Origin of the sequence: Corynebacterium sp. ES2794-CONJ1, assembly GCF_025660615.1 — a bacterium.
GTDB lineage: Bacteria > Actinomycetota > Actinomycetes > Mycobacteriales > Mycobacteriaceae > Corynebacterium.
Genome location: NZ_JAOTIM010000005.1, coordinates 47,748 through 61,232 on the forward strand (window position 1 = coordinate 47,748; position 13,485 = coordinate 61,232).

Below are 13,485 nucleotides of genomic sequence, written 5' to 3' on the forward strand. Positions count from 1 at the left end.
CACTACACCGCAGCTAAAGACTTTCGCAAATGGCCTAATAGACGGCCATTTCATGAGATCCCTACAGCACAATGAGGCCAAAGGCAGGAACTGCAAGGAAATAAGTTACAAGGGTAACGAGTACAACTCCGATTACATTCAACCAGATACCACCCTTGATCATATCGCCAATTTTGACGTATCCAGAACCATAGGCGATAGCATTAGGTGGGGTAGCCACTGGCAGCATGAATGCGCAGGTTGCGGAGAGCGCAACTGGAATCGTGAGCAGCAGAATATTCTGATCTCCCGAAGCCGTAAGCCCAATACCTATGGCTACCCCGGCCATGATTGGCAGGAAGGTAGCCGCGGTGGCAGTATTTGACGTGAATTCTGTGAGCAATAAGACCACTGCAGCAATGGCGAAGATCAGCAGAATAACGGGAAGCACTCCGAAGCCTTTAGCTAATTCACCAATCCACAAAGAAAGCCCCGACGTGGCGAACATTTTCGACAACGCTAGGCCACCACCGAAAAGAAGAAGCACATCCCAGGGGAGCTCATTAGCTGTTTTCCAATCCATCAAACGAACGCCGGTCTTGGGATTAGCAGGGATAATAAACATCAGCATCGCGGCACTGAGCCCGATAGCAGCATCGGCTACCTTAATATCGGATCCGGTCCAAGAAATTGCCAAGGGGAGAAAAACCCACGCGAGGGCCGCTCCAATAAAGATCACTGCGGTGGCACCTTCACCGAAGCGGATGGGTCCCATGAGAGCAAGTTCCCGGCGGATCATCTCCCGTCCCCCCGGAATATGATCGACTTCAGGTTTAAATACCGTGATTAAAACCGCCCAGGCGATCACCATAAATACCGACGCTAATGGAATGCCAACCAGCATCCACTGCCCGAATCCGATTTTAACGTTGTGGTTATCCGCCATATAGGCCACGAGCAGCGCGTTTGGTGGGGTACCAATGATGGTGCCCAAGGAACCGATGGAAGCAGCATAAGCAATGGCGAGCATTAAACCGGTGGCAAATTTCTTTTGATGAGCCATTCCCCCGACGGTATCTGCAGTGAGCTGTAATACCGATATGCCAATGGGTAGCATGACCACAGCAGTAGCGGTATTAGAAACCCACATAGACAAGAATCCGGTGGCTAACATAAAGCCAGCGATGAGCTGCTTGGGTTTGGTACCCACTAGGAGCACAACATTTAAGGCAAGTCGACGGTGTAAATTCCACCGCTGCATCCCGAGAGCAAGGATGAAGCCACCCATAAAGAGGAAGATTGTGGGAGAGGCATAGGGGGCGGAAATATCTCCAAACCCGATAACCTGAGCCATCGGGAAAGCGACAAGTGGAACGAGCGCTGTTGCGGCCAAGGGGATCGCCTCTGTCATCCACCACGCTCCCATGAGCACCGCCACCGCGGCGGTGATACGGAGCGTATTATAATCAAATTCCTGATCGGGTTTGAGCTCGCGCACTAGCTCCACTGAGGATTGCGGGAAGATTAGATAAATAATGATCGCGGCGACGAGACCACCGATGAGGCCGATCGCTTCGCGGCGCCACTCTTTGGGGTCAAGAGCTTGTGAATCTTCAGCGAGGGCGTGCGCTGATGACTCGTGAATAATAGGAATACTCATGGAATATCAACCTCCTTCGTCAGCGGTCTTTGGATTGCCAAGACCGACTAAGTGAGTCTCGCAGCCTCCAATCCTCGGCCGAACGTCGCATGATATCAGTCAGCGGTTACGAAACCAGTAGTAGCTCATTAGATTACCCTTAATGACTTTGGTTGCACCTAAGAAAAACGTTATTTTCCCGGCCACAGACACCCTAAAAGGGTCAAACTTGCAGGATATACCATTTTCCAAATCCGTATATTTCTCCGCAAAAACTGATGCATAAGCCCCTAGATAGGGGTGGAAACGTGTTCTTAAGTTCCTCTTCAGGCGGCATCGTTAGCTTTACGATGTGCACATGCATTATCACCTGAAATCGCGAAGATTCACGCGGGCACCGCGATTAACGCGTCTAAAGAACGCTGATGGCACATGAGAAATCCCAGCCAGTTGGTAATCTGGCTGGGATTTATTTGGTGCGCCCGGAGGGATTCGAACCCCCAACCTTCTGATCCGTAGTCAGATGCTCTATCCGTTGAGCTACGGGCGCCTGGCGGAGACGAGAGGATTTGAACCTCCGGTCCTTCGTTAAAAGGACAACTCATTAGCAGTGAGCCCCATTCGGCCGCTCTGGCACGTCTCCAAACCACAAGGCGATCCAAATAATTGAATCTCGCTAAATAATACGCACAACCCCAGCCGCGGCGCAAAACTGCCAAGTAAAACCTTGTATTCTCGACGCTCAACGCGATGATTCAGCACCCTGCAGTCTAGAATAAACCCATGCACATACGCGGCGACTTGAACGACATTCCTCCCTATATTCCAGGTGAAAACCTGCCTCACGCCCTTAAGCTCTCCAGCAACGAACTCAGCCACCCGCCACTTCCAAGCGTTCAGGAAGCCATGCATTCTGCGGTAGCTGGGGTGAATAGGTATCCAGATATGTCCGCCCGCGCCTTGAAAGCTGAGCTCGCTGACCACTTGGAATTAGATGAAGCCTGCGTCACTGTAGGTTGCGGATCCTCTGCGCTGTGCCAACAACTTGTGCAGATTAGCTGCCTGGCGGGCGAGGAGGTCATCTTTCCGTGGCGCAGTTTTGAGGGCTACCCCATTTTTGCGCGCGTCGCCGGCGCCCGTCCCGTTCCAGTGGCTCTCACCTCAAACTTTGAGCACGATTTAGAAGCGATGCTGGCTGCTATTACAGAGCAGACGCGTTTGATCTTCTTATGCAATCCCAATAACCCCACTGGTACAGCCCTGCGCGCACCAGAATTTGAAGAATTTATGGATCAAGTGCCGTCTACTGTTATTGTTGCGCTCGACGAAGCCTATATTGAATACCTCCGCGATCCGCGTGCACCCATTGCCCTCCGCTACCTTCAGCGCTATCCCAATCTGGTGGGCTTAAGAACCTTCTCGAAAGCGTATGGCCTTGCAGGTTTGCGTATCGGCTACGCTTTCGGCAATCCCGCGATTATGACGGCCCTGGATAAGGTCGCGATCCCGTTCGGGGTAAATTCGCTCGCTCAAGCAGCAGCTATAGCCAGCCTGCACGCTCATGACGAAATTTTAGAACGCACCGAAGAAGTCGTGGCACAACGCGCACGGCTCGCCGATTTTCTAGAGTGCGGCAATTCTGAAGCAAATTTCCTCTGGTACCCCACTGATCAGGCGTCGATAATAGCTGCGAACTTACGCGAACAAGGGGTGATCACACGCGCTTTCCCAGAAGGCCTGCGCATAACCGTGACCACATCTACAGAGTGCGATGCGCTGATGGGAGCGTGGGAGGCTTGTGGACTGGCCTAGAACTTCAAACGCGTCTTAATTCGCCATTCATGGATAGTCAACCAAATGAGGATGATATCGATAATAGTCAGGGTGAGCAGCCCAATAGTGACCTCAAAATACATCTCATAGCTTTGATAGACTACAAAGCCCACTAAAACGGCGATCATCAGAGGATAGGCCCATAATTTGCCGCGCAAAACTGCCACAATCAGGATGGTTTTCACCACCGCATGAACTACTAGATAGAAGACGATATAGTTCTGAGTGCTGATGTCAATACTGTCGACGCTATTGATAACCGCGCGCGCGAATGGAGCGGAGGGGTCGGCGAGGAGCTGATCGCGGGTGAGCCATTCAGCCATATCGCGCCAGCGTTCCACAGGAATGACCTTGATCAGGGCGGCAAGGATAAGCTCGAAGAATCCCAAGATTAGCTTGAACCACAGCGTCGCTTTGAAGGTGCGAATCAAGACTTTATCTTGCGTACTTAGGTCTGCGTTTTTCAGACTCACACACTGTCCTTTCCAGCGCCACAGAAGTTCTTCACTCCGCTGGGATTACACCCCTTTCGCGAAGTAAACTACTGGCGACTATTGTAACCCTGCCACGGAAAAACACCAGACAGCGGCTGCTTCTTCAGATTCTAAATGACTACGTTGATTTCGCGGCTTTCAGAGCGATGATTTCCAGGCATTTATAATCCACATCAAGGTTCGGGATCTTATGCGTTAGCCCACTCGTAATTGCTCGCCTCCTTTTAAGAGTTGGCCTGATTTTATGAGAAATACTGCCAGATATTAAATGGGAGAGGAGTTATTGGTCACCTCAAGGGGATACCACTTTCACCACGGAGGACATAGCAATCACTCGTCGCCTCGCTCGTACGTCTCCCACTAGCTAGTTAATCTTTTCGACCGTGATTATTCGTAGACGGCAGGTTCCATCGAAAAAAACAGCATATCTTTGCGGGCACATAACCTCTCAGGACACAGCAGGCGAGGGTGGATTGGGTGAGGGGTCTACATCAGAAGAAAAGCAGAAAGCAGTAGACAATCTGTAGCAGGGAGACTCCCACCAACCCCACTGTTTTCGGGCTATGAGTTTTTTGTATAGGGGTGGCGTCGATTTTCGCCATCGGAGTGTGGGCTCCTGCTGGATTCTTGACAGTTTAATTTTGGGGCCATTTTGGGGCCACTAGGGTCATTTTGGGGCCACCTTAGGGCCATTCTCGAGACAAACGAGAACAACAGCAGATACCTCACAGGAGACAAACGAGAACAACAGCAGATACCTCACAGGAGACGATAACCCCTGCTAGACAGCAGAAAACCCAGCTACACGAGGTAGCTGGGTTTTTTTCCTTGCGGAGATGGAGGGATTTGAACCCCCGGTTGGTTTCCCAACGCTGGTTTTCAAGACCAGTGCATTCGGCCGCTCTGCCACATCTCCAGTGCGATTTTTCGCTTCCCAGATCATACATCTTTTCTGAAGGACACGCATAATCTACGGTAGCCTTGACTGTTATGAAAGCTATCGCAATTACAGAATCCAAAAAACTCGAACTCCTCGAGACACCAACTCCCCGTATCGCTGATGGAGAAGTACTTGTTAAGGTGCGCGCGGTAGGCGTTAATCGCGCTGATATCTTGCAAGCTGCCGGCCACTATCCACCCCCTGCAGGGGAATCCGAGATCCTCGGATTGGAGTGCGCAGGAGAAATCGTCGATCCTGGGACCACTCATAGGAAGAAGGGCGAAAAGGTTGCGTGTTTGCTTGCTGGTGGTGGTTACGCCGAATATGTGGCAGTACCTGAAGGTCAACTCTTCCCAATTCCGGCGGGTTATAGTTTCGCTGAGGCGGCTGCAGTAGTAGAGGTGGCAACCACCGTGTGGTCGAATATCGGCATGTTAACAGGCTTAGAAAAAGGACAGACCATTCTGATTCATGGTGGCGCAGGGGGAATCGGCACCTTTGCTATCCAACTGGCAAAACATATTGGGGCTCGAATTGCGGTGACAGCTGGCAGTGATGAGAAATTGCAACTGTGTCGCTCTTTAGGAGCCGATATCACCATCAATTATAAAGAGCAGGATTTCGCCCACGAGTTGAAGAATTCCTGCGACCGTATCCTTGATATCATGGGCGCAAAATACCTTGACGCTAATCTCGACGCCCTTGCTCCTGATGGACATATGGTCATTATTGGGCTCCAGGGTGGGGTCAAAGGTGAGCTCAATATTGGCAAGCTCTTAACCAAGCGGGGCAGTATCTCGGCTACTGCTTTGCGGGCCCGCGACCGCGCCGATAAGGCTCGGGTTGTCGCCGATACCACACGTCATATCTGGCCTCTTTTGGAGTCAGAAGTGATTACTCATCATATTCACCGAGTATTCCCACTCGAGGAGGCTCAACGGGCACACGACTTACTTAAGTCTGGTGAAGTTTCTGGCAAACTTGTTTTGGAAGTTTCGTAAAACTCGCGTTTGAGCTCCCTTCCGCATGGGGGCACGCGAGAAGCCCTCGCTTTTTTCGTGTAGCGATTTTCTCAAAGAGTACACGCTGCCAGGAGCTAAGCGAAGGCTTCGTCAGTTTTGCGAATTCCTATTTAGGCAGTAATCCCGCTTCGCGGGCGAGGTACGCAAGAATGGAGGCAATACTCAGCGTCAGACCGGTAGCCCAGAGGATGGTGTAGGTTGTACCGATCCGGTAATTATTAGCAGCATCATTCTTAAGCGAGCTCTTAAGCGCCCATGCGTTTGCTGGAGTGTCCTCGTATGCATCAATGGCGGACCCGAAGCCGGGATGCACATTATCAGGGTTGGAGGCATTGTCAATCAACCACCGCCCAGTCTCGTAATCCGAAATGGTCGAAGAGGTTTGATCCTTGGCCTGAGCCACCGCAGTGGACAATGACAAGGCGGTAACGGCAGCCATGAGGGCAGCAGAGAATCGCTTCATGAGAGCTCCTAAGCTTGAAGGTTAAATTTGAAGACGCGTAGACACTTTCGACGTTGTCTACGGGCTATCAGTATCATAATGAGATAGTTATTTATTAAAATATCCAATACTAGAAATCAACCCTTTTAAGGGGTAGTTCCTCTAACAGGCGCCCTCGACGAGGGCAGCTAGACTCTGGACCAATCTATCAATATCGTGCCTGGTGTTATAGGGAGCCAAACTGCACGTAATAGCACCTTCTTCCTGATTGAGGCCCATCGCTACAAGCAGCGGGTCATGCGTGGTCAGAGTGCTCACAACGCGATTATCAACCAGGTACTGATGGATTGTTTCCGCGCTTAAACCTGGAATGCAAAAAGTGGCACGAGGAAGCCGTGGCACCACCGAACCCATAGCTAACTCCCCACTGAGCCCAAAGGTGTATACGCTACTTATATGTTGTAAGGAATCATCGAGGTAGTGACCTAATTCGGTGAGGTATTCCCCCGCAGAATACACACTTCTCTCTAGACGGCGCCGCCTGGAGCCGCGATCCTGCTCCTCCATATCGGCTAGGTGCTCGATAGCCGCAATAACTCCCGCCATCAAAGCTGAAGAGACATCATTAATGAATACATCCCCCGCAAGGCGCGGCACCATGCTCGCACGCTGAAAAGCTAGACAGGATAGGGCAGGACCCCCGAGAACACTCAAATCGAGCGCAATGATATCTGCGCCGAGAGCTTCGAAAGTGACGGAGCTAAAACCCAAGGTAGGTGTAGCGTCGACAAGCAACCAACTGCGGGAGGTAGCGTGAATAATCTCGCTCATGCGCACCAGGTCATGCATAGAGCCAGTTAGCGGATGAGCACTCATGAGCGAGACCAGGCGGGTGGAGCCGGTAATGAGGGTGGCAAATTGCCATGGAGGTACCTCTCCCGTGCCTAAATCGGACTCGGCAACAATAGTGGGTCTACCGGTGATAGCGTGAGTATTAAATCTCGAGGTAACTACCTCCCCGCCTCGGCGAAAGAGCGGTTCCACCGCACGCGATAGACGTTCGTATAGAACAGGCAGGCTAGGTCCAAAGATGATGGCGTCAGCTGTCGTGCCGGTGAGGTCAGCCACCGCGATGCGCGCACTGTTTTCCAAACCATCGGCGCCGAAGCGAACGCTAGTGCCGGCGCGACCATGAGAACCGGAGGCGCTTTCTTCGTAGTCCATCACCGCGGACATGCGGAAACCACGGGCAGTAGCGCTAGCGACTGATTCGGGAATTTGGGGGCGCTGGGCGGCATTCATATAGATCCAGCCATCCGCTAAAGATGGGTATAAACCCCTCATGCGTGCGCTATCGAACATCACAGTACCGTATCTCCCACCGTCTACCGGTATACCGAAGCCAAAACCCTTCTCTATAGTATGCCTGTCACTTTCAACTTATGCACCAGCCCAGCTAGGCTTATACTTCGTGGAGCACGAAGACAAGAATTTCACGAACCCAAGTCACCCTCAACCAACCCCCGATCCCCTGATCGCTGCGAAGATTGAGCGAATAACTGCAGCGGACGGTATCGACCCAGAGCCGTCGCACTCGCGCACATTCGGTGCAGCGTGGCACGATCTGGTGCGCGGTTTTAAGCAGCACGAGCTGTGGCTGCAATTAGGCTGGCAGGATATTAAACAGCGTTATCGACGCTCCGTTTTAGGCCCCTTATGGATCACGATTGCTACCGGTGTGATGGCCCTTGCCCTCGGTTTTCTCTACTCTGTGCTCTTTAAAATCCCGGTAGCGACTTTTCTCCCGCACGTGACAGTGGGCCTTATTATGTGGACTTTTATTTCGGGCTGTATCAAGGATGGAGCCGAGGTTTTTATCACCAATGAGGGCCTTATCAAGCAGCTCCCTTCTGCTCTCTCCGTCCACGTATACCGACTTGTGTGGAAGCAGACGCTTTTTCTCGCCCACAATCTGGTGATCTGGCTCGTCCTTATGCTGGTATTTCCCCGCCCCTTGGGGTGGGACCTCCTGCTCGCCTTACCTGCGATGGCGCTCCTCATTATTAATGGGGTGTGGGTGTCGATGTTCTTCGGAATAGTGGCAACCCGCTACCGCGATGTAGCGCCCCTTTTGGAGTCTGGAGTGCAATTACTCTTCTATATCACCCCGATTGTGTGGATGACTCAGACCTTGAAGGATCAAGGTGGCACCATCTCAGAGCGCGCAAAATTAGCGCAGCTTAATCCGCTATATCACTATATGGAAGTGGTGCGCGCCCCCTTAATTGGTGCGGATCTACCCGCCTACCATTGGTGGGTTGTCATCGCGTGCACCGCCACAGGCCTTATCGTGGCGCTGCTGGCCATGAAATACTGGCGTTTTAGGGTGAATTACTGGGTCTAGGCTCCCTTAACTAGAACCTCCGCGCTGCCCCAGATAACAACAATAAGGACAACGATCATGGTCTCCATCGATACTTATAATGCGTGCGTTGATTTCCCTATTTTCGACGCCAAATCTCGCTCCATGAAGAAGGCCTTCCTCGGTGCCGCTGGTGGCGCGATTGGGCGCAATAAAAATAATACGGTGGTGGTTGAGGCCCTGCGCGATATCAATCTTCACCTAAGAGAAGGCGACCGCGTGGGTCTGGTGGGCCATAACGGCGCCGGCAAATCTACTTTGCTCCGTCTCCTTTCGGGCATCTACGAACCTACCCGCGGTTCCGCGCATATACGTGGCCGAGTAGCCCCGGTTTTTGATCTCGGGGTGGGCATGGATCCAGAAATCTCAGGCTATGAAAATATCGTGATCCGTGGGCTTTTCCTTGGCCAAACACGCAAACAAATGCGTAAGAAGATGGACGATATTGCGGAGTTTTCCGAACTCGGCGATTATCTCGCTATGCCACTACGCACCTACTCCACAGGTATGCGTATCCGTCTGGCTTTAGGCGTCGTTACCTCTATCGAGCCTGAAATTTTGCTTCTCGACGAGGGCATCGGTGCCGTTGATGCCGCCTTTATGGCCAAAGCGCGCACTCGCTTACAAGAGCTAGTAGAGCGCTCAGGAATCCTCGTCTTCGCTTCTCACTCCAATGATTTCCTAGCGCAGCTATGTGATACTGCCATCTGGGTGGATCACGGACAACTACGCCAAGCAGGCCCCATCCCGGAGATTGTCCAGGCCTATGAAGGCAAGGAAGCCGCCGATCATGTGCGACGCATCATGAGCCAAAGCGATTAAGGTGAACCAAGATCTGTGGGAGCTCTACGCCCAACTGCGCTGTGCCCACTTGGTGGATCTCACCCACACCTTTTATCCCACCCAGCCACATTTCCCTGGCGATCCTGTAGAAGAACGCACTGAGATCACAAATATTGCAGATAATGGCTACGCAGTTACCCAGTACCGTCTCGTCGGACAATGGGGAACCCATATTGATGCTCCAGCACACTTTCTGCAATCTGGACGCACGGTTGATCGTATTGATACCGATGATATGATCAGCCCGCTGGTGGTCCTAGATTATCACCGTGACGTACAAACGAACCCGGATTTTCAGCTCGATAAAAAGACGCTCGTCTCCTGGGAGGCCACCTATGGGCCGATTCCCGAGAATAGTTTTGTGGCTTTCCGCTCTGACTGGTCGAAGCGCTGGCCGGATCAGCACGCACTACTAGGTCTCGATAACCACGGTCATCGCCATAGTCCAGGGTGGACTGTCGATGCCATTAATTTCCTAGTCCAACATCGCGGTATTAGAGCCATCGGACATGAAACCTTTGACACTGATCCAGGATTCCTCGTCGACCGCGGTGAGATGCCGGCCCAGTATGCGATCTTGGCGCATGATCGGTGGCAGATAGAATTGCTCACCAACCTTGATAAGCTCCCGGCGCGCGGTGGACTTTTATGGGCCTCGTGGCCTAAGCCTCTGGGTGGTACCGGTTTTCCAGCGCGAGCTATCGCGCTGATCTCTTAGTAATTATTTTCTTCTTTAAAGCGTTCGGGGTGACGCCAAAGAGTCCATAGGCTGACAATGAGAGTGGCGGTGAGAACCAGGGATACCAGACTAATTCCTAGGATGCTAAAAAATAGCACGGTCATGGCAGGGCTCATTCCACCGGCCCCGACGGGTTCCATAAAGTTATAACGGATATACATCCCGACGGCCACTAAAATCCAGCTGATCAGGGTTGCTCCTGTGAGTACGCGCATGTGGTCTCGCTTTCTGCCGATCGTTCTTTTGGGCTGTGTCTGCTTAGTCTATCAACCGAGCCATGCTCCCCACTCAAGGGTGCAGTCATTGCTATAAACGAACCGTCAATCAATAGACATAAGGGATGGATATGCAACAATATCCCTTATGGTATTGAGCTTGCAGGATAAAATTGCCGCCGTTATTGTCACCCACCACCGTGCTGATTTATTACGCCAATCCTTAGAGATTGTGGCGAATCAAACCACCCCAGTGAACTGGATTATCGTGGTAGACAATGGTGCCGAAGATGAGGTAGCCGATCTGCTTATGGATATCGCTGGCGAACGCGGAATCTACCTTCCCTCTCAACGCAACTTAGGAGGGGCCGGAGGCTTCGCCTACGGCTTCTTATACGCCTTATCGCTAGGCGCAGATGCTATTTGGTGCGCCGACGATGACGGGCATCCCGCCGATGAACACGTGCTCACCACCTTGCTTCACTGTGCCGAGCGGCATCAACTCGCTGAGGTCTCCCCCGTGGTATGCACCAAAGATCATCCCGATCAGCTGGCTTTTCCTTTAAGGCGCGGGCTCAGTTGGCGCCGTCATCGGCACGAATTGGTCGATCCCGATCATCCGGAGGCAGATATGCTTGCCGGGATTGCCTCTCTCTTTAATGGCGCTCTTATTTCCGCCGAGGCCATGGAGATTATCGGGGTTCCAGATTTGCGGCTGTTCATTCGGGGCGACGAGGTAGAATACCACCGTCGATTAGCGCGCTCTGGGCTACGCTTTGGTACCTGCCTAACAACCGCCTATCTACACCCCGACGGGGCGGCAGAATTTAAGCCCATTTTGGGCGGACGGATGCACACGCAGTATCCCGATAATGAACATAAACGCTTTTTCACCTACCGCAATCGTGGCTATCTAATGAATCAGCCTGGGATGCGGCGGCTTTTGCCGCAGGAATATGCTCGCTTCGGCTGGTTTTTCCTTGTGCAACGCCGCGATCTTACGGGCTTTAAAAAGTGGCTGAAACTTCACCGTCTAGGGCGCAAGGAACGATTTATCCGACCTAGCCCCGAGGTTCTTTAAAGATCACCATACGCTGCACCACGAAATTGGTAATAGTGGCCAGGCCTTGGGCTATGACGAAGGAGACGGTATCTACCGCTGCTTGCTCGAGGCCTAAGGAGCTCAGCGGAGCGTTGAGGATATAGTAAACAAAATTCTGTACCGCGAAGGTGGACAGATAGAGAGCAGCAACAGCAAGCCCTGACTTCTTCGACGTCGTGGCATTAAATGTCCATTTAGAATTCATCACATACGCAGTCACAGTGCCAGCACACCACCCGAGGGCCTTAGCACCTGAGCGCGGGAAGCCGAAGAGGTAATTCAGGATTAAGGTGCTGCCATAATCTACAATGGCCGCCACAATACCCACCGCAATAAAGCGACTCAACTGGGTTTTTAAAGAGGAAGATGGTGGTTGGGCACTCATGAGCATAGAGCATACCGCACCGCGCAGTCGGCTAAAATCAGGGGTCGTTAGCGCCTAAGCAATTCGCGATAAATATCCATCCGCTCTGCAAGATTCATGGTCTCTCGACCCCCCGCTCCCAAGGAAGCAAGCGCCGCCAAGGATTGTTGGCACATCAGCCGAGCGCTCGCTGGATCGATTTCTCCTTCCAGATCAAGTCCGTCAATCAGGGAAGAAATTATATAATCGGTGCGCTCTTTGCTGCTCATACAACTAAAGGCCAATACGCAAATCCAGAAGGCCTGCCTACTATGAGGTTCTTTTTCGATCGGTAATTGCGAGAGTACCTGGCTAATGGTCGCATCTATTGTTGGGGTTCGCGAAAAATCTATGGCTTTTAGTAGAGGCACAAAATCATAAATACCTGAGGTGCGGATGATATCGACCACTTCTTCGTGGGCTAGGGCTAAAACCTCGTGAATGACCTTCGAGCCGGTGAGTGTGGCATTAATCGCCTGCGGATCGCACTCCCCTGGGCCGAAATTTCCAACCCCTGCGATACAGATAATATCGGGGGTGGCTATATCGCGGGGGATAATATCGAGGACTTCGGTATCGAAGGACCACAGTCCCCATTCTTGATGCAGATGCTCGCCTGGCTCGGCTAGATACTCCCCCACTAAACGCGCAGGATCCAGGGCGGGGTAGAGTTTCGCAGCCGTGGTACAGCAGTCAGATTTATGGCCGTCGATACCGAAGACGGTAGGTAAAAGCGCATTAAGTTCGGCAATACTGAGAGCCTGATTGACCCCAATAAAGCGTACGATTTCCTCAGTGGCTGATACCGCTTGAATCCTCACAATGCTCGTTCGGGTACCCCATTCGCTTGCCGCCTTATTCATTTTTGCAGCCCGCACCGCAGTCAATGAGGTCACGTGGGTGGCAGGGGGTGAGGTGGGCATAGACTCCAGCCTAGACACAGATTCTTATTCAGGGTGGTGTGGTCTCTGCGGCACTGATAAATATTGGAAATATTGCCAGTATATTCTCAGTTTTGCTCCCCTCTTGGTGCTACTTGAGGAAGTACCATGGATGATATGTTTGGTCTTTTTAAAAAGAAGCAGCAACCGCAGACCCATGTCGCGGCAGAGCGCACGAATCTGCCCATGAGCGATCATATGACGCGGCTGGTTGCTGAAGAGCTTCCCCTCCTCGATTCAGATTCGCGCGGGCGGATCTATTCCATCTTGGAATCCTACGAAGGACCGACAATCACCTCCCAGGAGGAGTTGCCTGAAGAGATTCGGCGCCTTCTCGATCTTTAAGCGGGAGTATCGCGTTATACTCCCGTCGTCTTTCTCTCACCCGATCCCGTGCTCGGTACAATCTCACACCGAAGGTATTGGGATAGTGCCACGGCACATGGGTAGGGTGGAATCGTTATCTGTATC

14 protein-coding genes and 3 tRNA genes are annotated in these 13,485 nt (G+C 52.1%); 7 read left to right on the top strand and 10 right to left on the bottom strand.

The window, feature by feature from the left end:
* Positions 1-61: 61 nt before the first annotated feature.
* From N7326_RS07270 to N7326_RS07280, 3 genes are all read right to left on the bottom strand, one after another.
* Positions 62-1,639, bottom strand: a complete 1,578-nt coding sequence (locus tag N7326_RS07270) for an SLC13 family permease (RefSeq protein WP_263088357.1) — start codon at positions 1,637-1,639, stop codon at positions 62-64.
* Positions 1,640-2,092: 453 nt separating this feature from the next.
* Positions 2,093-2,168, bottom strand: a tRNA-Arg gene (locus N7326_RS07275).
* A 1-nt stretch (position 2,169) separates the two neighbouring features.
* Positions 2,170-2,261, bottom strand: a tRNA-Ser gene (locus N7326_RS07280).
* 140 nt (positions 2,262-2,401) lie between these two features.
* Here N7326_RS07280 and hisC point away from each other — a divergent pair.
* Entirely contained in the window at positions 2,402-3,430 is a 1,029-nt protein-coding gene (gene hisC / locus N7326_RS07285; protein WP_259079171.1) for a histidinol-phosphate transaminase, read from the top strand.
* On the opposite strand, the gene N7326_RS07290 is transcribed toward hisC, so the two are convergent.
* Together N7326_RS07290 and N7326_RS07295 are read right to left on the bottom strand one after the other, a co-directional pair.
* A complete protein-coding gene (locus N7326_RS07290) occupies positions 3,427-3,924 on the bottom strand; it encodes a DUF2127 domain-containing protein (RefSeq protein WP_259289572.1) in 498 nt (165 codons plus the stop codon). The genes hisC and N7326_RS07290 overlap by 4 nt on opposite strands.
* Positions 3,925-4,776: 852 nt before the next feature.
* Positions 4,777-4,861, bottom strand: a tRNA-Ser gene (locus N7326_RS07295).
* A 74-nt stretch (positions 4,862-4,935) separates the two neighbouring features.
* Between N7326_RS07295 and N7326_RS07300 the strand changes: the two genes are divergently transcribed.
* The gene (locus tag N7326_RS07300; protein ID WP_259289571.1) at positions 4,936-5,886 is read left to right on the top strand and encodes an NAD(P)H-quinone oxidoreductase; all 951 of its coding nucleotides are present in this window, start codon (positions 4,936-4,938) and stop codon (positions 5,884-5,886) included.
* 127 nt (positions 5,887-6,013) lie between these two features.
* Here N7326_RS07300 and N7326_RS07305 read toward each other — a convergent pair whose 3' ends face one another.
* Positions 6,014-6,370 (bottom strand): hypothetical protein, encoded by a 357-nt coding sequence (locus N7326_RS07305; RefSeq protein WP_259289570.1) that lies wholly within the window; start codon positions 6,368-6,370, stop codon positions 6,014-6,016.
* Between the two features lie 141 nt (positions 6,371-6,511).
* Positions 6,512-7,651: an aminotransferase class V-fold PLP-dependent enzyme gene (locus N7326_RS07310; RefSeq protein ID WP_259289569.1), complete on the bottom strand. Its 1,140-nt coding sequence runs from the start codon at positions 7,649-7,651 to the stop codon at positions 6,512-6,514.
* Positions 7,652-7,880: 229 nt separating this feature from the next.
* On the opposite strand from N7326_RS07310, the gene wzm reads away from it, so the two are divergent.
* From wzm to N7326_RS07325, 3 genes are read left to right on the top strand one after another with little or no spacing between them, the layout of a single operon-like run.
* Entirely contained in the window at positions 7,881-8,753 is an 873-nt protein-coding gene (wzm, locus tag N7326_RS07315; RefSeq protein ID WP_396124767.1) for a galactan export ABC transporter permease subunit Wzm/RfbD, read from the top strand.
* Positions 8,754-8,810: 57 nt separating this feature from the next.
* On the top strand, positions 8,811-9,593 hold the full coding sequence (wzt, locus tag N7326_RS07320; protein ID WP_259079185.1) for a galactan export ABC transporter ATP-binding subunit Wzt/RfbE: 783 nt from the start codon (positions 8,811-8,813) through the stop codon (positions 9,591-9,593).
* A 1-nt stretch (position 9,594) separates the two neighbouring features.
* A complete protein-coding gene (locus N7326_RS07325) occupies positions 9,595-10,332 on the top strand; it encodes a cyclase family protein (RefSeq protein ID WP_259158542.1) in 738 nt (245 codons plus the stop codon).
* Here N7326_RS07325 and N7326_RS07330 read toward each other — a convergent pair.
* On the bottom strand, positions 10,329-10,568 hold the full coding sequence (locus N7326_RS07330; RefSeq protein ID WP_259289568.1) for a hypothetical protein: 240 nt from the start codon (positions 10,566-10,568) through the stop codon (positions 10,329-10,331). The two genes, N7326_RS07325 and N7326_RS07330, sit on opposite strands and share 4 nt — an antisense overlap.
* 148 nt (positions 10,569-10,716) lie before the next feature.
* Between N7326_RS07330 and glfT1 the strand changes: the two genes are divergently transcribed.
* Complete coding sequence (gene glfT1, locus N7326_RS07335; RefSeq protein ID WP_259289567.1) at positions 10,717-11,649, top strand: galactofuranosyltransferase GlfT1; 933 nt, start codon at positions 10,717-10,719, stop codon at positions 11,647-11,649.
* Here the strand turns inward: glfT1 and N7326_RS07340 are convergent.
* Entirely contained in the window at positions 11,630-12,055 is a 426-nt protein-coding gene (locus N7326_RS07340; RefSeq protein ID WP_259079192.1) for a GtrA family protein, read from the bottom strand. The genes glfT1 and N7326_RS07340 overlap by 20 nt on opposite strands.
* Before the next feature lie 47 nt (positions 12,056-12,102).
* Positions 12,103-12,996: a hypothetical protein gene (locus N7326_RS07345; protein WP_259289566.1), complete on the bottom strand. Its 894-nt coding sequence runs from the start codon at positions 12,994-12,996 to the stop codon at positions 12,103-12,105.
* A 135-nt stretch (positions 12,997-13,131) separates the two neighbouring features.
* On the opposite strand from N7326_RS07345, the gene N7326_RS07350 reads away from it, so the two are divergent.
* Positions 13,132-13,359, top strand: a complete 228-nt coding sequence (locus tag N7326_RS07350; RefSeq protein ID WP_259289586.1) for a hypothetical protein — start codon at positions 13,132-13,134, stop codon at positions 13,357-13,359.
* Positions 13,360-13,485 lie beyond the last annotated feature (126 nt).

Coding starts and splice junctions, on each gene's coding strand:
- N7326_RS07350 (WP_259289586.1), top strand. CDS start 13,132: ATGTTTGGTCTTTTTAAAAAGAAGCAGCAACCGCAGACCCATGTCGCG.
- N7326_RS07340 (WP_259079192.1), bottom strand. CDS start 12,055: ATGAGTGCCCAACCACCATCTTCCTCTTTAAAAACCCAGTTGAGTCGC.
- N7326_RS07270 (WP_263088357.1), bottom strand. CDS start 1,639: ATGAGTATTCCTATTATTCACGAGTCATCAGCGCACGCCCTCGCTGAA.
- hisC (WP_259079171.1), top strand. CDS start 2,402: ATGCACATACGCGGCGACTTGAACGACATTCCTCCCTATATTCCAGGT.
- N7326_RS07310 (WP_259289569.1), bottom strand. CDS start 7,651: ATGAATGCCGCCCAGCGCCCCCAAATTCCCGAATCAGTCGCTAGCGCT.
- glfT1 (WP_259289567.1), top strand. CDS start 10,717: ATGGTATTGAGCTTGCAGGATAAAATTGCCGCCGTTATTGTCACCCAC.
- N7326_RS07305 (WP_259289570.1), bottom strand. CDS start 6,370: ATGAAGCGATTCTCTGCTGCCCTCATGGCTGCCGTTACCGCCTTGTCA.
- wzt (WP_259079185.1), top strand. CDS start 8,811: ATGGTCTCCATCGATACTTATAATGCGTGCGTTGATTTCCCTATTTTC.
- N7326_RS07330 (WP_259289568.1), bottom strand. CDS start 10,568: ATGCGCGTACTCACAGGAGCAACCCTGATCAGCTGGATTTTAGTGGCC.
- N7326_RS07345 (WP_259289566.1), bottom strand. CDS start 12,996: ATGCCCACCTCACCCCCTGCCACCCACGTGACCTCATTGACTGCGGTG.
- N7326_RS07300 (WP_259289571.1), top strand. CDS start 4,936: ATGAAAGCTATCGCAATTACAGAATCCAAAAAACTCGAACTCCTCGAG.